General features: G+C 27.4%; 22 protein-coding genes. 12 read left to right on the top strand and 10 right to left on the bottom strand.

Translation table 11 applies throughout. The features are described from left to right. Window positions 1–78 precede the first annotated feature (78 nt). The 5 genes from SFBM_RS03905 to SFBM_RS03920 all read left to right on the top strand — a co-directional run bounded on the left by SFBM_RS03905 (window position 79) and on the right by SFBM_RS03920 (window position 2355). Complete coding sequence (locus SFBM_RS03905) at window positions 79–339, top strand: stage V sporulation protein S (protein ID WP_007440222.1); 261 nt, start codon at window positions 79–81, stop codon at window positions 337–339. 100 nt (window positions 340–439) lie between these two features. Then, the gene (locus SFBM_RS03910) at window positions 440–700 is read left to right on the top strand and encodes an HPr family phosphocarrier protein (RefSeq protein ID WP_005806279.1); all 261 of its coding nucleotides are present in this window, start codon (window positions 440–442) and stop codon (window positions 698–700) included. A gap of 97 nt (window positions 701–797) precedes the next feature. Next, window positions 798–995 (top strand): hypothetical protein, encoded by a 198-nt coding sequence (locus tag SFBM_RS03915; protein ID WP_005806277.1) that lies wholly within the window; start codon window positions 798–800, stop codon window positions 993–995. 197 nt (window positions 996–1192) lie between these two features. Beyond that, window positions 1193–1318: a hypothetical protein gene (locus SFBM_RS08235; RefSeq protein WP_005806275.1), complete on the top strand. Its 126-nt coding sequence runs from the start codon at window positions 1193–1195 to the stop codon at window positions 1316–1318. A 95-nt stretch (window positions 1319–1413) separates the two neighbouring features. After that, on the top strand, window positions 1414–2355 hold the full coding sequence (locus tag SFBM_RS03920; protein WP_005806273.1) for a tyrosine recombinase XerC: 942 nt from the start codon (window positions 1414–1416) through the stop codon (window positions 2353–2355). Window positions 2356–2374: 19 nt separating this feature from the next. Here SFBM_RS03920 and SFBM_RS03925 read toward each other — a convergent pair whose 3' ends face one another. From SFBM_RS03925 to miaB, 5 genes are all read right to left on the bottom strand, one after another. After that, entirely contained in the window at window positions 2375–3646 is a 1272-nt protein-coding gene (locus SFBM_RS03925; RefSeq protein ID WP_005806272.1) for an aminotransferase class I/II-fold pyridoxal phosphate-dependent enzyme, read from the bottom strand. 12 nt (window positions 3647–3658) lie between these two features. Next, the gene (gene miaA / locus SFBM_RS03930; protein WP_005806270.1) at window positions 3659–4579 is read right to left on the bottom strand and encodes a tRNA (adenosine(37)-N6)-dimethylallyltransferase MiaA; all 921 of its coding nucleotides are present in this window, start codon (window positions 4577–4579) and stop codon (window positions 3659–3661) included. Window positions 4580–4581: 2 nt separating this feature from the next. Beyond that, the gene (gene mutL, locus SFBM_RS03935) at window positions 4582–6411 is read right to left on the bottom strand and encodes a DNA mismatch repair endonuclease MutL (RefSeq protein WP_014017924.1); all 1830 of its coding nucleotides are present in this window, start codon (window positions 6409–6411) and stop codon (window positions 4582–4584) included. Window positions 6412–6467: 56 nt separating this feature from the next. After that, a complete protein-coding gene (gene mutS / locus SFBM_RS03940) occupies window positions 6468–9029 on the bottom strand; it encodes a DNA mismatch repair protein MutS (protein ID WP_005806266.1) in 2562 nt (853 codons plus the stop codon). 119 nt (window positions 9030–9148) lie between these two features. Then, a complete protein-coding gene (gene miaB, locus SFBM_RS03945) occupies window positions 9149–10429 on the bottom strand; it encodes a tRNA (N6-isopentenyl adenosine(37)-C2)-methylthiotransferase MiaB (protein ID WP_014518722.1) in 1281 nt (426 codons plus the stop codon). A 185-nt stretch (window positions 10430–10614) separates the two neighbouring features. Here miaB and SFBM_RS03950 point away from each other — a divergent pair, with 185 nt between their 5' ends. Beyond that, window positions 10615–10989, top strand: a complete 375-nt coding sequence (locus tag SFBM_RS03950) for a TM2 domain-containing protein (RefSeq protein ID WP_014017925.1) — start codon at window positions 10615–10617, stop codon at window positions 10987–10989. Window positions 10990–11025: 36 nt separating this feature from the next. Here the strand turns inward: SFBM_RS03950 and SFBM_RS03955 are convergent, their stop codons facing one another. Beyond that, window positions 11026–12171 (bottom strand): phosphatidylinositol-specific phospholipase C domain-containing protein, encoded by a 1146-nt coding sequence (locus SFBM_RS03955; RefSeq protein WP_242821617.1) that lies wholly within the window; start codon window positions 12169–12171, stop codon window positions 11026–11028. 206 nt (window positions 12172–12377) lie between these two features. On the opposite strand from SFBM_RS03955, the gene SFBM_RS03960 reads away from it, so the two are divergent. The 6 genes from SFBM_RS03960 (at window position 12378) to SFBM_RS03985 (ending at window position 16598) form a co-directional block, all read left to right on the top strand. Then, a complete protein-coding gene (locus tag SFBM_RS03960; RefSeq protein ID WP_007440034.1) occupies window positions 12378–12728 on the top strand; it encodes a hypothetical protein in 351 nt (116 codons plus the stop codon). Window positions 12729–12888: 160 nt separating this feature from the next. Next, the gene (locus SFBM_RS03965) at window positions 12889–13263 is read left to right on the top strand and encodes a GntR family transcriptional regulator (RefSeq protein ID WP_014017927.1); all 375 of its coding nucleotides are present in this window, start codon (window positions 12889–12891) and stop codon (window positions 13261–13263) included. Beyond that, window positions 13264–14124 (top strand): ABC transporter ATP-binding protein, encoded by an 861-nt coding sequence (locus SFBM_RS03970; protein ID WP_014017928.1) that lies wholly within the window; start codon window positions 13264–13266, stop codon window positions 14122–14124. It begins immediately after the preceding gene. Next, on the top strand, window positions 14117–14770 hold the full coding sequence (locus SFBM_RS03975) for an ABC-2 transporter permease (protein ID WP_014017929.1): 654 nt from the start codon (window positions 14117–14119) through the stop codon (window positions 14768–14770). The genes SFBM_RS03970 and SFBM_RS03975 overlap by 8 nt, the downstream gene beginning before the upstream one ends. A 108-nt stretch (window positions 14771–14878) precedes the next feature. Beyond that, the gene (locus SFBM_RS03980; protein WP_014017930.1) at window positions 14879–15187 is read left to right on the top strand and encodes a hypothetical protein; all 309 of its coding nucleotides are present in this window, start codon (window positions 14879–14881) and stop codon (window positions 15185–15187) included. A 217-nt stretch (window positions 15188–15404) separates the two neighbouring features. Next, window positions 15405–16598: a pyridoxal phosphate-dependent aminotransferase gene (locus tag SFBM_RS03985; protein ID WP_005806252.1), complete on the top strand. Its 1194-nt coding sequence runs from the start codon at window positions 15405–15407 to the stop codon at window positions 16596–16598. A gap of 115 nt (window positions 16599–16713) precedes the next feature. On the opposite strand, the gene SFBM_RS03990 is transcribed toward SFBM_RS03985, so the two are convergent. The 4 genes from SFBM_RS03990 to SFBM_RS08175 form a co-directional block, all read right to left on the bottom strand. After that, window positions 16714–17106 carry a TIR domain-containing protein gene (locus SFBM_RS03990; RefSeq protein ID WP_014017931.1) on the bottom strand — a complete coding sequence of 131 codons (393 nt, stop codon included), beginning with the start codon at window positions 17104–17106 and terminating at the stop codon, window positions 16714–16716. 35 nt (window positions 17107–17141) lie between these two features. After that, a complete protein-coding gene (locus tag SFBM_RS03995; protein ID WP_014017932.1) occupies window positions 17142–17615 on the bottom strand; it encodes a RipA family octameric membrane protein in 474 nt (157 codons plus the stop codon). A 100-nt stretch (window positions 17616–17715) separates the two neighbouring features. Next, the gene (locus tag SFBM_RS08170) at window positions 17716–18483 is read right to left on the bottom strand and encodes a type I restriction enzyme endonuclease domain-containing protein (RefSeq protein WP_050979185.1); all 768 of its coding nucleotides are present in this window, start codon (window positions 18481–18483) and stop codon (window positions 17716–17718) included. Then, window positions 18473–18775 carry a type I restriction enzyme endonuclease domain-containing protein gene (locus SFBM_RS08175; protein ID WP_050979186.1) on the bottom strand — a complete coding sequence of 101 codons (303 nt, stop codon included), beginning with the start codon at window positions 18773–18775 and terminating at the stop codon, window positions 18473–18475. Before SFBM_RS08175 ends, SFBM_RS08170 begins: the two co-directional genes overlap by 11 nt.

Consider the following 18775-nt stretch of genomic DNA (forward strand, 5'->3'; position numbering starts at 1 on the left):
TAGAATAGTTTATTATATATTTTAATGGATTTTTATATGTGATGTAGTTTTTTTAGATTAATAATAGGGGGACTAAATATGGAAGTGTTAAAAGTTTCTACAAAATCAAATCCAAATTCAGTGGCAGGTGCATTAGCGGCAATTTTGAAGGAAAAGTCTTTAGTGGAAATTCAAGCAATTGGAGCTGGTGCTATAAATCAGGCTATTAAGTCTGTAGCTATAGCTAGAGGTTTTATAGCACCTAGTGGTAAAGATATAGTTTGTATACCTGCTTTTACAGATATACAAATTGATGGGGAAGAGAGAACTGCTATTAAATTAATAGTTCAACCTAGATAAGTGAATTAATTTGAATTAGTAAAAGCTTTGCAAGAGTTATATTGACTCTTGCTTTTGCCTATCTTAAATTTTAAAAATTTATAAAAGGAGAATAAAAAGAATGGAATCAATTAAAGTTAAAATTTCAAATAATACTGGTTTGCATGCTAGACCAGCAACATTATTAGTTAAAAAGGCATCTTCATTTGCTTGTGATGTAAGTGTTGAAGCCAATGGAAAAAAAGTTAATGCTAAAAGCCTTATTGGAATTTTATCTTTAGGAGCAACTAAGGATACAGAAGTAACTATTATAACTTCAGGTAAAGATGAAGTTGAGGCTGCTAATGAATTAGCTAAATTAATTGAAACATTAGAAGATTAATCCAATTTTATATTCGGTATAAATATAAAGTAAAAAGGATTTTTACAAAAATCCTTTTTACTTTCTTATTATTATAAAAAAGATAAGTGGTGAAAGTGTGGAAGAGTTTTTTATTAAAGAATGTAGTATAGATGATATATATAAAGTGAAGTTTATAGCTGAAAAGACATTTTGTGAAACATTTTCTAATGATAATACAAAGGATAATATAGAAAATTATTTAAAAGAAAACTTTTCATATGATCAAATAAAAAGCGAAATAAATAATAGTTATTCGAGGTTTTATATAGTATAAAGTGGTGAAAAAATAGTTGCGTATATGAAATTAAATTTTGACAAAGCTCAAACAGAAAAAAATTATGATAATACTTTAGAGGTTCAAAGAATATATGTGTTGCAATAATATAAGGGAAGGAAAATAGGTGGAAAATTAATATATAATGCTATAAAAATTGGGTTAAAAAACAAATTAAGATATATTTGCTTGGGCGTATGGGAACATATAATATAGATGCAATAAAATTTTATGAAAAACTATGGTTTAAAAAATTTAGTATGCATATTTTTGAATTAGGTAATGATAAGCAAATAGATTATTTGATAAGATTGATTTTATAAAATTAACTTCGCAAAATTTATATTTTGCGAAGTTTTTGATAATCTAATATAACAATGTATTATGATATATTTTGATTTAAAAAGGATGAGTAACTATGGAATATAAAAAATGTTCAATAATAATATCTGATTTTTTAGATTATTTGTCAGGTATTAAAGGAGCCTCTGAGAAAACTATAAAAGAATATCGAATAGATTTATCTGGATTTTTTAACTTTATAATAAAAAAAAGATTGAATTTGAAAATTTCGCATCATGAAATGGATTTAGAGAGCCTTAAAAAAATTTCAATAAGTGATATGTATGCTTATATAAGATATCTTGATAAAGAGCGTTTAAATGGACATAATGCACGTGCTCGAAAAATTTCTTCTTTGAGAACGTTTTATAATTATCTTACAGATAAAATTAAGGTTATTGATAAAAATATCGCCTCTGAATTAGAAACTCCCAAAATACCTAAACGTAATCCTATTTATTTGGATCTCGATGAGTCTAAAAATATTTTAAGTAATATAAAGAGTCGACGATTTTATTCTCGTGATTATTGTATAATTTCTATATTTTTGAATTGCGCATTAAGATTATCAGAACTTGTTTCTATTAATCTTGGAGATATAGATTGGAGAAATAATTCCTTATCTATTATAGGTAAAGGAAATAAAGAAAGAGTTATTTATTTAAATGAAATGGTTATAAATTCAATAAAAAATTATTTAAAAGATCGTAATGAATATAAAATTAAAGAAGGTTGTGAGAATGCTTTATTTATAAGTTCTGTCGGAAGAAGAATAAGTAATAGAGCTATAGAAGAAATGGTTAAGAAACATGTGAGGAATTCAAATATTAATAAGAAGATTACACCTCATAAGTTAAGGCACACTTCAGCCACTCTTATGTTTAAGCATGGGAAGATTGATATAAGAACTCTTCAGAAAGTTTTAGGTCATGAAAATATTTCTACAACTCAGATATATACACATGTTGATGATGAAGGAATTAAGAATGCTTTTAATTCTAACCCTTTGAATTTATAATATAAAAAACTAACCCTATTTATTTTTGGGTTAGTTTTTTTATGCTATTTAAGATAGCTAATTGCCCATGCTCAAAAGTTAACGATCCTTGTAAGTATGCTACATATGGTTCTCTTATTGGAGCATCACATGATAATTCAATTGATGATCCAGATATAAATGTGCCTGCTGCCATTATTACTTGATCATTGTATCCTGGCATATCCCAAGGTTCACATTCTAAGAAAGAATCCACTGGTGAATTTTTTTGAATTTCTTTGCAAAAATTTATTAGTTCGTCAGATGTATTGAGTTTGATTGCTTGAATTATATCACCACGTTTTACATCATATTTTGGATATACATCATAACCAAGTTTCTCAAAAATTCTTGCAGTAAATATGGCTGTTTTCATAGCTTCTACAACAATATGTGGAGCAATAAATAATCCTTGAAATACCTGTCTTAAGTCTGTAAGACTCGCTCCACACTCTCCTCCTATACCAGGAACTGTTAATCTATACGCAGCATTTTTGATCAAATCAGTATTCCCTACTATATATCCTCCAGTTGGAGTTAATCCTCCACCAATATTTTTAATTAAAGAACCAGCCATTAAATCCACACCAATATTTGTAGGCTCAATTATATCAGTAAATTCACCGTAGCAATTATCAACAAAAACACATAAATTTTTATCTACGCTTTTTATAATTTTTACTATATCTTTTATGTCGTTAGGTAGAAGTGATTTTCTAAGAGAATATCCTCTTGATCTTTGAATGTAAATTATTTTTATATTTCGATTTTTGTTAAGGATTTCTATGATATTTTCTATATCAAAATTACCATCATCTTTTAAATTACATTCAAGATAAGACACCCCAAGATCTTTTAAACTACCTTTTTGTTCATTTACATTATTTAATCCAATTATATTTTTTATTGTATCGTATGGTTGACCTGTTATTGAAAATAAAATATCCCCTTTAGATAAATTCCCAAGAAGAGCACAACCAATTGCGTGAGTTCCATTAACAAATTGAAGTCTGACTAGAGCACTTTGTGTTCCAAAAATATCTTTATATAAATTTTCAATACCATCTCTTCCTAAGTCTGTATATGCATATCCAGTTGTTGTTTTAAAGTGTGAGTCAGATATTTTATTATCTTTAAATGCTTTTAAGACTTTATATTCATTTTGTAATTTTACTTGGTTTAAGTTCTCAAATATACATTTTATATCGTTGCAACTTTCATTATATAAATTTTCAATATAATCTCCAAATAAAGTTTTAATAAAATTGCTCATAAATTTTAAGTATTAACTCCCGTTAAAATCATTAATTATAAATTCTAAAATTTCATTTTCATTCATTTCATCTTTGGAAATAAATATATTACCCTCTTCTTTTCTAAACCAAGTCATTTGACGTTTCGCATAATTCCTTGAAGATTGTTTTATTTTTTCAATTGCATCCTCATAATTTGTAGTATTATCTAAATAATCTAAAATTTCTTTATATCCAATTCCTTGCATTGATTGAAGATCTTTAGTGTATCCGAGTTCTTTCAAATGCGTTACCTCATTTAAAAGACCATTTTTAATCATATTATAAACTCTAATATTGATATTTTTATATAAATCATCTTTGTTTAATGTTAAAGTGTAATATTTGTAATCAAAGATTGGGATATTTTTTTGTTTGAATGAGCTGAATGGTTTATTTGTTATATGATATACTTCTAATGCTCTTACAACTCTTTTTACGTTATTGTAATGTATTTTATTGTAGCTTTCTAAATCAACATCCTTCAAAAAATTATGTAAATATTTGTTTCCATTTTTATTTGCTAAAGTGTATAAATATTGTCTATATTCTTTATCTTCACCTGCTTCACAAAAGTTTTGATCATAAATAATTGATCGAATATATAAACCTGTTCCACCAACAATAATAGGTAAATTACCTCTGCTTACTATATTTTTAATTGCACTTTTTGCAAGTATTGAGTATAACGATACATTAAAAATTTCATCAGGCTCGCAAATATCGATTAAATGATGTGGTACTCCATCCATTTCACTATTTGATATTTTTGCAGAACCAATATCCATATATTTATATATCTGCATTGAGTCAGCAGAAATTATCTCTCCATTTAATTTTTTTGCTAGCTTAATTGATAAGCTAGTCTTACCAACTCCAGTTGGACCTGATAATATCAAAATTTTTTCTTTCATATTTAAGTCCTTTTAAACATTCTTTCAATTTCATTTAATGAGAATTTTATTATTATTGGTCTTCCATGTGGACAAGTAAATGGATTCTCTAATTTCATAAGTTTTGATATTAAAATTTTTATTTCCTGATCGTTAAGTATACAGTTTGCTTTAATTGCATTTTTGCATGCCTTTGTTGCAATCAAATCATATTTAACTTCGGCAAGAGTTCCTGATCCAAAATTATCAATGTTTTGGATTATATCTAAAATTAAAGATTTAGCATCACAATCTCTAAATTCAAATGGAACTTCCCTAATTATTATTGAGTTATCTCCAAATGTTTCTATTGTAAAACCGCAATTATCAAAATAATGTTTGTTATTTTGATATGTAGAATACGACAATTCATTTAAATGTACTATAGAAGGAATTATTACTTGTTTTAGGATATTTCCATTTTTAATCTTATTTATAAATTCTTCAAATAAAATTTTTTCATGAGCGACATGTTGATCAATTATGTAAAAATTATCATACCACTCACCTATTATGTAAGTCTTATTGTATTGTCCTATTATTCTAAAATCTGAAGTCTGAGTATTATTCAAGATTTCAAACTTTAAATTTTCATTAAGTTCTTCAAAATGATTTTTATCAAATTCTTCGTTATTTACTAGGTCGTAAGGTAATGTTTCTATCTTGTTATTAGTATTGTAACTATCTAATTTATCTCGTTTATCCATTAATCTTTGTAACTCTTCTTTTGAAAACGGTGATACATTCTTTTTAGATAAACTTAACAATTTATCATTTGAAGTAATAATGCCGGTTATATCATTTTTCTTTACTAAAGTTGAATTTGATAAACAATCGTTTAATTCATTTGCATATGTTTTATATAAAAAGCTATATATCATTCTTTCATCTTCAAATTTGATTTCAGCTTTAGTTGGATGTATATTAACATCTATATCTTTTGGATCAATATTTAAAAATGTAATAAAGAATGGATATTTATTTACTGTCAAATAATCTCTGTAAGCATTCTCAATAGATAAAATCAAATTTCTATTTTTAACTATCCTATTATTTACAAATAGATATTGATTGTTTCTTGAACTCTTACAGAAGTTAATATCTCCAAGATATCCAAAAATATGCACTTTTTCACATTTATTTTCTACAAAAAATAAATTATTTAGTATATTAAAACCAAATATATCAATTATTGCATCCCTTAAACTCATGCCATTTGTTTTAAAAATTAATTTTCCATTTGATATGTATTCAAAACCTATTTCATAATTTGATATAGCAAGTTTAGTCATAACATCACGGATTATTGCAGTTTCACGACTTTCACTCTTTAAAAATTTAAGTCTTGCAGGAGTGTTAAAAAAAATATCTTTGACTATTATTTCCGTACCAATATTGCATGAACATTCTTCTTTATTAATAATTGTTCCACCTTCTAAACTGATGCTCATCCCGTAATCAAACTCTTCACTTCTAGATTTCAATGATACTCTAGAAACTGATGCAATACTTGGAAGTGCTTCCCCTCTAAATCCAAATGAGTTTATATTAAATAAATCTTCTTCTGATGATATTTTACTTGTGGCATGCGGAAGAAATATTTTTTCAATATCATCTCTATGAATACCTTCTCCATCATCTATAATTTCTATAGAATTTTTTCCTCCACTAGTAATTTTAACTATGATATTTTTAGATTTGGCATCAATGCTATTTTCAACTAATTCTTTAACTATTGCAGCAGGTTTTTCAACAACTTCACCTGCTGCAATTTTATTTGTAATGGAACTATCTAAAATATTTACTCTACTCATATTACATCTCTTTTTTATTTATCATTTATGAAGTTTTTCAATTATCCTCATATTTTTTATAATCTTTTACTATTTTCAACTAGTTCATTTAATTTAGTAAGTGCATCCATTGGAGTTATATTTAAGATATCTATGGATTTAATTTTTTTAATGAATTCTTGTGTTTCATCAATTTCTTCAACAATTATTTCTTCTTGTAAGTTTTGGCATTCTATGATGTCTTTACATTCTATTTGTTTTTCTAGAGTTTTAAGTACGTTCTTAGCTACATCTATAATAGATTGATTTATTCCTGCAAGTTTTGCAACTTCAATTCCATATGAATCGTCAACAGCTCCTTTTGATACTTTTCTTGAAAATATTAGATTATCACCAATTTTTTTTGCAGATACACTATAATTTTTTACATTAGGTATAACTTCTTCAATTTGTGTAAGCTCATGATAATGAGTTGCAAATAATGTTTTCGGTCTAACCTTGCTAATAGATGTTAAATATTCTATTATCGCATAAGCAATACTTAAACCATCATATGTACTTGTACCTCTTCCAACTTCATCAAGTATTATCAAACTATTCTGTGTGAAGTTGTCCATTATGTGAGCAACTTCCTTCATTTCAACCATAAACGTACTCCTTCCAGTAGATAGATCGTCTGATGCTCCTATTCTTGTAAAAATTTTATCGCATATGGATATTTGGGCATTTTTTGCAGGGACAAAACTCCCTATTTGAGTCATAATTACAATTAAAGCAATTTGCCTCATGAATGTTGATTTACCTGCCATGTTTGGACCGGTGATAATATGTAATTGTTCTTCAAAATTATTGAGATACACATCATTAGGAACGTAGTTAAATTTATTTAAGAGTTTTTCAACAACTGGATGACGTGCATCAGTTATATCAATTACTCCGTCTTCGGTTATCTTAGGTTTAGTATATTTATTTTCTATCGCAACTACTGCGAGTGAAAATAAACAATCGATCGTTGCAAGATATCTTGATACATCTTTCATTCTGATAACATTCTTCTCTATTTTATCTCTGACATCCACAAATACTTTATATTCCAACTCATTCAATTTTTCTTCAGCAGATATAATCTTTTCTTCAAGATTTTTAAGTTCCTCTGTTATATATCTTTCAGAGTTAGATAAGGTTTGTTTTCTTATATAACGATCTTTTGGAACCGAATCATAATTAGATTTGCTTACTTCTATGTAATATCCAAAAACTCTGTTATATCCTATTTTCAATGATCTTATGCCAGTCTTTTCTTTTTCGCTGTTTTCAATATTTAAAAGACATTCCTTAGAATTAAACTTTATGTTTTTAAGTTCATCGATTTCTAGGTTATAGTTTTCTTTTATAATTGAACCATCTTTTATAGTTATACTTGCATTATCTGATATTGACTCTTCTATAAGATCATAGATATCATCAAGAACATCAAAATGGTTATAAATATCTCTAAATAATGATGAATTAAATTGTATTAAAACTCTTTTGATATCTGGAAGAAGTTTAAGACATTTTTTTAATGCGAGCAACTCTTTTGGATTAACCGTTAATGAGGAAATTTTAGATATTATTCTATCTATATCTGTTATTTCACACAATAATCTTTTTAAATTTGCATGGAGTTCGTATTTTTCAATTAATTCCTCTATGCAATTTTGTCTTCTTATTATTTTCCCAATTTTAAGCAAAGGTTTTTCGATCCATTGTTTCAAAAGTCTTGAACCCATAGATGTATTTGTTTTATTTAAAACCCAAAATAAACTTGATTTTTTAGAATTATCATAAGTGTTTGTTATAAGTTCTAAATTCTTCTTAGTATTTTTATCAATAAGAAGATAGTCATGAATATTGTAGAACTCAACTTGTTTTATATTTGATAAACTCATCCTTTGAGTTTCATACACGTAGTTATAAAATCCACCAATTGAATTAAATTGATGATTATCTGATTTCTTGATTTTGTCAATGCTTTTTGGAAGCTTTGACTTGATAAAGAATATATTTTCTCTTTTAGTTATTAGGAATTCATTTTGAAATGGTGAGAAAAACTCATCAAAATTAAAATCTTCATTAACAATAAGTTCTTTTGGAGAAAATTTCATTAGTTCATCAACTAGAAGAGAAATATCGTCCAATGATGTACTATATACTTCACCAGTAGTTATATCTCCAAAAGTTACACCAAAAACCTCATTGTCTGCGTCGTAAAAAATACTTCCGAGAAATACATTAATATAACTTTCACTTGAATTTTCATCAAAATATGTACCAGGAGTTATTATTTTAACAACATCACGATTTACGATGCCTTTAGATGAGCTAGAATCTTCTACCTGCTCACAAATAGCAACTTTAAATCCTTTGTTTATAAGTTTATTTATATAATTAGATGATGCAACATAAGGAATGCCACACATAGGTGCTTTTTCTTCAAGTCCACATTCACGTCCAGTCAAAACTAGTTCTAGTTCTTTTGATGCAATTTTAGCATCTTCAAAGAACATTTCGTAAAAATCACCCAGTCTAAAAAATACTATACAATCTTTGTATTTATCTTTAATTTGTAAATATTGGTTCATCATTGGTGTTATCATAATGAATTTCTCCTATCGATATTTAACTCTTTATTTTTGTTAGTTTTTTCATTGACTTCTTCCAAAAATAGTTTTACATCAATATTTGGTAGTTGTTATAAAACAACTACCATTAAGATTTAAATTTGTTCTCCTTCTAATGAAAATGATTTAGGATTTGTAATTTTAACATCCACAATCTTTCCTATAGAATTTTTATCACCAATAAAGTTTACAAGTTTACCATTATCAGTTCTTCCAGAAAGTTTAGTTTCATCATTTTTAGAATTTCCTTCAACAAGAACCTTAACAATTTTACCTTCATAAGTTTTATTTATTTCAGCACAAATTTGATTAACTGTTTCAACAAGCCTATTAAACCTTTTATGTTTAACTTCATCAGGAATTTGATTAGGCATCATGTCAGCACCTGTGAACTTCCTATTTGAATATAGAAACATGAATGCTGAATCGTATCTAACCTCACGAACAAGATCTAATGTTTCTTCAAAATCTTCTTCAGTTTCTCCAGGAAAACCAACAATTATATCTGTTGTTATAGCAAGATCAGGAATTAGGCTTTTAATTTTTTTGATTTTATCTAGATATTCTTCTTTTTTATAATGCCTATTCATAACTCTTAATATTCTATTTGAACCACTTTGAACAGGAAGATGCAATTGACTGCAAACCTTATCACAATTTTTCATAACTTCAATTAAATCATCAGAAAAATCTTTAGGATGTGATGTCATATATCTAATTCTCTCTATACCATCAACCTCATTTACTTTCTTTAAAAGTTTAGGAAAATCAATATCTTCTTCTAATCCTTTTCCATAAGAGTTAACATTCTGACCTAAAAGAGTTATTTCCTTATATCCATCTTTAGCAAGTTCTCTGATTTCATTTATTATATCTTCAGATTTCCTAGATTTTTCACGTCCACGAACTTGAGGAACAATACAATAAGTACAGAAATTATCGCAACCATACATTATAGTAACGAAAGCTTTTAAAGAGCTTTTTCTGTCTATTGTCAGTCCTTCTATAATTTCATCAGAGCCAGCCTCAATCTCGAGTATTCTTTCATCGTTCATTAAAACACGATTTAAATACTCAGGGAATTTATGTAGGTTATGTGTTCCAAATATTATGTCTACAAAAGGATATTTTTTAGATATTTCTTGTGGTATACCTTTTTGTTGCATCATACAACCGCATACAGCTATTATTAAATCTTTTTTAGATTTCTTTAATCCCTTAAGTTGTCCCAAGTTTCCATGAACTTTAAGTTCTGCATTCTCACGGACACAGCAAGTATTAAATATTATTATGTCAGCATCGTTTCGATTTTCGCACGATGAGTATCCCATAGAGATGAGCATCCCAGATAATTTTTCAGAGTCTTCTTCATTCATCTGACATCCCCATGTTTCAATGAAATACAGTTTGTCTTTTTTGTTAGTTTGCAAAAAATTCAATATTAACCCTACTCTCCTTTCTTTTTATAAGAATTCGTACTAATTATAACATAAAAAGCTGAATAATTTCTAATAAAGTATGATATAATGTATCATTGTTTAATATTAATGGAGGATGAATTATGGATCAGACAAACATAAAAACAGAAGATACAATTAAAGATGAATCATTTATAAATTTGTTTTTATTAACTAATAAAAGATTTTTACCTGCATCAAAGATGGATTTAATCAGAGAAAAACTAATGAGGATGGATAAGAATGGACTTAATAGTTTGCTATCTTTAGATTTTAAAGATCCAATAACGACTTTTATGTTTTCAATTGCTTTTGGAATATTTGGTATAGATAGATTTACTATTGGGAGTATAGGAATAGGAATTTTAAAGCTATTAACATTTTGGTTTTTGGGACTAGCATTTTTTATAGATTTATTTTTTATCCAGAATGCGACAAAAGAATATAACTATAAGAAGTTATTAGAGATTACTGGGTAAATAAAAAGGAGCAAATTTATTGCTCCTTTTTATTTTTTAAGAATTCATGAATGTAAATCCCCATCCATCTTTATTAGTTGTACTTGAACTTGATCCAGAATTATTTCCACTTCCACTTGTATTATTAGATGAACTGTTTGTTTTATAGTTGAGATCTATAATTTCTTCTATAAGTCCTGCTCCTGGAAAGTCTGAAACAACAATTCCAGTAAATCTTACGTCTTTTTCTACAATATAGTTAAGTGTTAAAACATTTGTTCCTTCAAAGGCAATTGAAGAAAAGATACCAAATCTACTAACTCTTGGGAAATCTGGATAATATGATTTAAATCCTGGTTCAGTAAGTCCAGTTAACAGCCTGCTATCTCCAGTTCCAGAACTAGAATGACCACTTGCAACAAAATAAGGTAAAACTCCACCATGACCATTCAAATAATTTATATATCTAGTACTTTTACTATGAGAGTTATTTGTATCTGTTAAATGTTTTTTAACCTTTTCCCATTTTGAATATAAATCCCAATTAGTCGAAAGATAATTGCTATCCTGTATTCTTGCATTTTGGCTATAAGGTATAGTTTTCCACCTTTTACCAGAATAGTCAGATAAAATAATTATTTGTCCTCTTGCTTCTCCTAGAGTAGGATTGTTTGTATTGGAACCATCAAATATATATTGACTATAACCTGATTTTTCAAGAGTCCTCTGAACTTCTGATGCAAAATTTCCTGTTTTATCCCCATATTCAGAAATTTTAACTAGTACCACTTCTTCTTGATGTCTGTTGAGAAATTCAGAAATAGTTTTAATTACATCATTTAGACTATATCCTAAATATACCATATCTTTATGTATACCAAGATTTAATTCTCCATTATTTTTAACTGATAAATCAATAAATCGTATTCCAGACTTTAATTGAGTTTCAAGATCCATACTTTGAGTTAAAGTAAAGTCAGTATGATTTCCATATGCCATTGAATCATGAGTTCCTGGTATAGATAACTCATTCATTGTTAGATTATCTGATAACCCAGACATCCAGTTTGATTTGTTTAAATTTACACTCGAATCGTGAGAATATCCACTGTGAGTGTGGGAGCTTGCCTTAATAGGGACCATAAAAAAGCACAAACATAAAAATAAAGATAGAATTCTTATAACTTTTTTCAATTGTTTCACCTCTTGAAAATTTACAAATTTTATTAAAAAATTTGAATTTATTAAACTTTCGTTTACCTTTCATTAATACTTTACCATTTATAAGAAATTTTTTAAATAGTTTTAAAGATATTTTAAAAATTATGAATAAATAGTTAAAAAATAATTTACCAATTATTAATATTATGTTATTATGTGCTCATAATTTTTATATATGGAGTTTTAAAATGAATAAAAATAAATTTGTAATTGACTCTATTGTAACGCTATCATCGTCTATCATTTTTTTAAGTAGTACATATCAAATGGTTCATGCAATAAAACCAATTTCAATAAAATTACCTGCTAATTTTCCAGATGTTACAGCTAAATCTAGTAGTTCTAGAAAACCATCACCACTTCAAAGAACTTCACTAGGTAGGACACCTATAAAAGATCCAAGCACTTCAAATAAATTTGGATTGCAAAGAGATGGATTTGCTAGAAGTCCTGTAAGATACCCAGATAGCAGCAGGGATCCACGAAAAGTACCGAGAATTACTAGGGATAGATATAACAATTTTGGATTTAAAAAATGAAATAAATAAATATATAGTGTCTCTTTATTCCTATATAGGAAAAGAGGCACTTTTTTTGTCTATTTTATGGTCTATGAGAAAAAGATTGATATATAACTGTTCTATGTGTTATACTGTTATCATTAATAATATAACAGTATAGTCAGTTGGGAGGGTGATTGTGAAACTCATTATTTCAAATATATCGGGAGTACCAATATATGAGCAAATTAAACAACAAATTAAATCAGCTATAATGTCTGGTGATTTGAAAAAAGATGAAACACTTCCTTCACTACGCACGCTTTCTAAAGAATTAAAAATTAGTGTTTTGACTGTAACTAGAGCGTATACGGAATTGGAACAAGAAGGTTTCGTAAAGAATATCCAAGGACGAGGTTGTTTTGTCTTAGGGCAAGGTTCTGAACTTTTAAGGGAACAACTTATTTGTAAAATAGAAAACAATTTATTGGAAGCAATAAATACGGCACGTGTTGCGAACATTTCTAAAGAAGAATTACATAACCTTTTAAATATTTTAATGGAGGAAAAATAAATGGATAATTATCTAGAGGTAATAAATCTATCAAAGTCTTTTAAAAGTTTCCAATTACATGATATTACCTTTACACTTCCCAAAGGATATATTATGGGATTGATTGGACCGAATGGATCTGGGAAAACAACTACAATAAAACTTATATTAAATATGATAAAACGTACGGATGGTGAAGTGAAAATTTTAGGGTTTGATAATATCATCGATGAAAAGGAAGCAAAGAAAAATTTAGGAGTTGTTTTTGACTCTAATTATTTTAATGATGAATGGAAAGTTTCACAAATTGAAAAATCTATATCATCATTTTATAAAAATTGGGATACGCAAAAATTTTCAAAAATACTAAAGCAGTTTCATATTTTGCCTTCTAAGAAAGTAAAAGAATTATCGAAAGGTATGCAAATGAAACTTATGCTTGCATGTGCTTTTTCATATGACGCAAAATTATTGATATTAGATGAGCCCACTAGTGGTCTTGATCCTGTTTCAAGAGATGAACTTCTTGATATTTTATTGGAATATATCGAAGATGGTGAACACAGTGTTTTATTCTCTACACATATTACTGAGGATTTAGAACATGTTGCTGATTATATTACTTATATCAATTATGGAGAATTATTTTTTAGTGGAAATAAAGATGAATTCGTAGATATGTTTCAGATAGTCAAAGGAGGATGTGAAGAATTATCTGAATATTTAAGTAAAAAAATGATTAATATCAGAAATTTTGCTACTGGATTTGAAGCTCTTATTAAAACTGAGGATTCAAATTACTTTGCACATTTAAATATTGAACCAGCAACTATTAATGATATTATTATATTTACTAGTAATAGAGGTGAAAGGTATGAGTAATATTTGGAAATTAACAAAATTGGACTTTTATATAATAAAACCATATATGAAATCAATATATTTAAGAATGTTAATACCTATTATTTTTGCTGCTATTAATCGTTCTTTGATAGCAGGAATTTCATTTGCAATGTTTTTTGTACCTACAACAATAACTCTATATACTTTTTCCATTATAGAAAAGAATTCTATGGAACGACTTTATAGTATTTTGCCAATCCAAAAGAGTGAAGAAGTTATTGGAAGATATACTTCTTCCATTATAATAGGTTTAATTTCATTAATATTTTCTTTAATTTCTCAATCTATTATATTAATGATTTTAGGGGAATTTGTTAGTGTGTTTGAATTTATATTGTCTACTTTTATAGGAATAATACTCTTTATTTTTTATCTCTCTTTTCAATTACCTGGATATTATAAATTCGGGTTTATTAAAGGCAAAATATTTATGTATATTCCTCTTGTTGGATTCCTCATAACGTTTTTTTTAATTATAAAAGTTTCTACCAATATAATTAATTTATTTTCATTTATTGATAATTCACCTACCTTATTTATGTCGTCGTTCATAATTTTTACAATTATAACACTTATTATTTCTGTATTAATATCTATTAAAATATTGAAAAATAAAGAGATATGATAAAAAATATGGATTTTACTATATTAACTCTTCTATAATAAATTTGAATTCTTTGTTAATAATATATTATAATTAATTCATAAGTTTTATATGTAGGAGTTAATAATAATGAATAGAAATAAACCTTCAATTATCTACAAATCAGTTGCAGCATTGTCATTATCTATTATATTTTTAGGACTTGGGAAACAAACATCTCAGGCATTAAAATTCAGTTCAATTAAAGTGACTAATTGGTTACCGGGTTTTAAATTTAACACAAATAGTGGTGGGGGTAGTAATTTAGGTAAATTAAAAAGCCAAATATCTACTAATGATAATGTAGGTGTAAATTTGAAAGGTATTAGTGATCCTAATGGTGATTTTCCTAGGAAGCCTGCTCCTAGTGGTTTAGTATTTAGACTTAAATGTTTATAGACTAAATTTAGTTTTAACTTCAAAACAGCAAATATCTGAATGAATACAGTATAATTATTCTTATACAGAATGTTATACTGTTTTTTTATTATTTATTTAGGTTAACTATTAAAAAATTGATAAAATCATTATTTAATTCTAAAATATTGATATAATACATAATGAAATATTTTAATAATTTTTAAATTGTTTACTAAATAAGTTAGGATGTGATTATTTGTTAATTTCAAACAGAATAAAAAATACAAAAATATCAGCTATTAGAAAATTAACACCATTTGCAAAAGAAGCTAAACAAAAAGGATTAAAGGTTTATCATATGAACATAGGACAGCCTGATGTTGCTACTCCTAAAGAATATTTCGAAGGACTTAAAAGTTATGATAAAAAAGTTTTAGGTTATGAGTCATCTGAAGGAATTGATGAGTTAAGATCGGCATTCTCAGATTTTCTTAAGAAAAATAACATATACTATTCTCCCGAAGAAATTTATATAACAAATGGTGGTAGTGAGGCTTTATTATTTTCATTTCTTATTATGTGTGATGAGGGAGATGAAATACTTGTTCCTGAACCATATTACAGTAACTATAACACAATCGCAAGTTCTTGTGGAGTAAAATTAGTACCATTTAAAACTTCAATAGATGATGGTTTTCACATTAAAAATAAGGAATCTATAGAACTAGGAGTTACAGCAAAAACAAGGGCAATTTTATATTCAAATCCATCAAACCCTACTGGAGTTGTTTATTCAATAAATGAACTCCAAATGATTGCAGATGTAGCTTATGAAAAAGAACTATATATTATATCTGATGAGGTTTATCGTGAGCTTGTGTATGATGGAATAAAATATGAATCCATATTTTCTATTGAAAAGATAAGAGAAAATCTAGTGTTAGTAGATAGCTTATCCAAAAGATATAGTGTTTGCGGTTCAAGGGTTGGAATGATAGCAACTAAAAATAAAAATTTAAGAGAAGAAATTGTTAAACTTTGTCAATCACGCCTTAGTACATCATCCGTTGAACAATATACAGCCTTATCTTTATTGAAAATTCCTATGTCCTATATAGAAAGTGTTAGGGATTTATATCAAGAAAGAAGGAATGAGGTTTGCAGAATTCTAGAAAAGATAGAAGGAGTTAAAATATATAAACCTGAAGGAGCATTTTATTTAATAGCCTCCTTACCTGTTGATGATGCTGAGGATTTTTGTAAATGGCTCTTAACTGATTTTAGTATAGATAATGAAACAGTTATGTTCGCACCTGCTGAAGGATTTTATATTGATAGAGAACTTGGAAAATCTCAAATAAGGTTATCCTATTGTATATCAGTTGAAGATTTAGAGAAAGCACTTAATATTTTAAAAGAAGGATTAAAAGTTTATAATAGTAAAAATTAAAGGAGAGTTAATTAGGAGCTTTCACATAGGGATTGAATAAAAACTTAAGTGACGGCTTCAAGCGGCGCAAAGGAAAGACCACACTAGAGAATAAAATCTTTAGTGTGGTTTATTTTTAGTAACCTCTTATTGCGTTAACTATTGAATTGGTATTCCAACCTACAATTTTATCAGCCGCATTTTTAACTACAATTGAGGTTCTTTCTGAACCCCATGGTTCTATTGCAATTATTCTTTTACCTAACTCTTTTGCAAGCTCAATCTCAATATTTATCCACTTACTATATGTAGAATAAACACCAGCCAGTATTAAAACACAACTAGTTGAGGACATCTGCCTTCTAATTGCTTCTTTTAAAGCTACATTTGTTGGAGCATTGTGGATAGGGTCATCTTTAGGGACAGAATAATTTCTGTAAGAGAAGTACGGTGCAGCATCGAGTAATTTTACTAATCCATCATACTGATGATGGTATGTCCATGAATGACTAATAAATATGTTATACATTTTATACCTCCTAGATTATATTATAATATATAAAACTATCCTTTAAGTGAACAAATCAAATATTTAAGCTGAGCAAGAATGCAGGATGAATACAAAAAAATAAAAATCCAAGGCAGAAAAGTTTCTAAATATGTAAAACGCTTATATTTATCTTCCTCATTTATTAGCTTCCATTCATACTCATGTGGTGATATAGGTAGCATTTTTTCTATTTCATTTATTATCCTATACTTTACTCTATTTAATTCTTTATAACTTTTAATTGTGCTTTGCCATAATATACTAACTATAATTCCTACTATAGACATAACAATACTTTTATAATCTAATGAAAATGAAAATGAAGTTAATGCAATTATTGCTGCATTTATGGCAATATAAATGTTGTTGCTATTTATTCTGCGTTCACTATTGCAATTAGCCATTTCAGCACAGGTTTTCCATTGTTCCAATATATGATCATTAAACTGGTCTCCATATTCATCTTTCTTAATATTTACTAAGTTCAACTAACCACCTCTTTTATAACGTAAAGGCTTATTATTTATAATCTAATATATCTAATAATACTTCTGTTTTATGTTTGTGACAATATCCTAATTCATTTATCTAATTCTCATCAATATTTGTTTCTGATACTTTTAAATTATGGTCTTGTACATTGTCTCTTGAAAAATAGTTAATAGAATTATATGATTTGATTTTTTTATCAAAGGAGACTATATTACTATCGTCTAGTGTGTTTTTCTTAAAGTTTTCAGCTTGTTCCATTACTTTCTCAAATATCTCTTCATCCCATTCTGGAGGATAACCATGGTTATATAATAGAACTGTTAAATCCATATTAAGCTGATTTTTTATATCGTCACGACTTGCCCAATCTGCGTATTGTGATTTGTCGTCTACTAATTCTTTAATGGCTTTAGCTAAAACCAAGCATTTATCATCCTCATAGACAAAATTATTATCATCCCTAACCTTTATCAATATGTCATAGAAAGCTTTTTCTTCATAGCTAATACCCATCTTCTCAAAAGATAATTTATCTTCCTGAAGATCCTTTAATATCTCTAATAGTTCATCAGATAAGTTGTTAATAAAGTCAGATACAACTTCACTTACAAAAACTTGAGAATCACGATTATTATATAATTCAACTACTTTCTTTAAACGCTCGGAAAATTCAATTGCTTTTACCTTGTTATTCTCACCATATTTATTTATTGCCTTACGAAGTAATTTTATTAAAGCATTAAATTTTGAAATAGGCATATCGATTTCTTCTACTTGTTTTTGAAAACCTTCATCAAATAGCTCATCCGTTCCTTTATTAACTATATCTTCAACTCCAGTAGATGTAATGGCATCATACACCATTTTTTTCAACAACCTTATTCATAACTTCAGCATCTGGAGCATTACCTTTAGTTTGCTTATAAATTATTGAATGTATTGCTAAATAAAACTGTGCTTTATTTGTTTCTTTGTCTGTAAGATGCCCTGATGGATAGCATATCTCATAAGCTGCTTTCATTTTTCTAGACAAATCCATAAATCCCATTTCTGTTTTTTTAGACGTTTGTATAAACTCAGCGGCTAAATTTAAGCAGAGCAGACGCTCAGTAGGATTCCCATTATAAAACCTTGATGAATCAAATCCAATAAACAA

This window comes from Candidatus Arthromitus sp. SFB-mouse-Japan (assembly GCF_000270205.1).
GTDB lineage: Bacteria > Bacillota > Clostridia > Clostridiales > Clostridiaceae > Dwaynesavagella.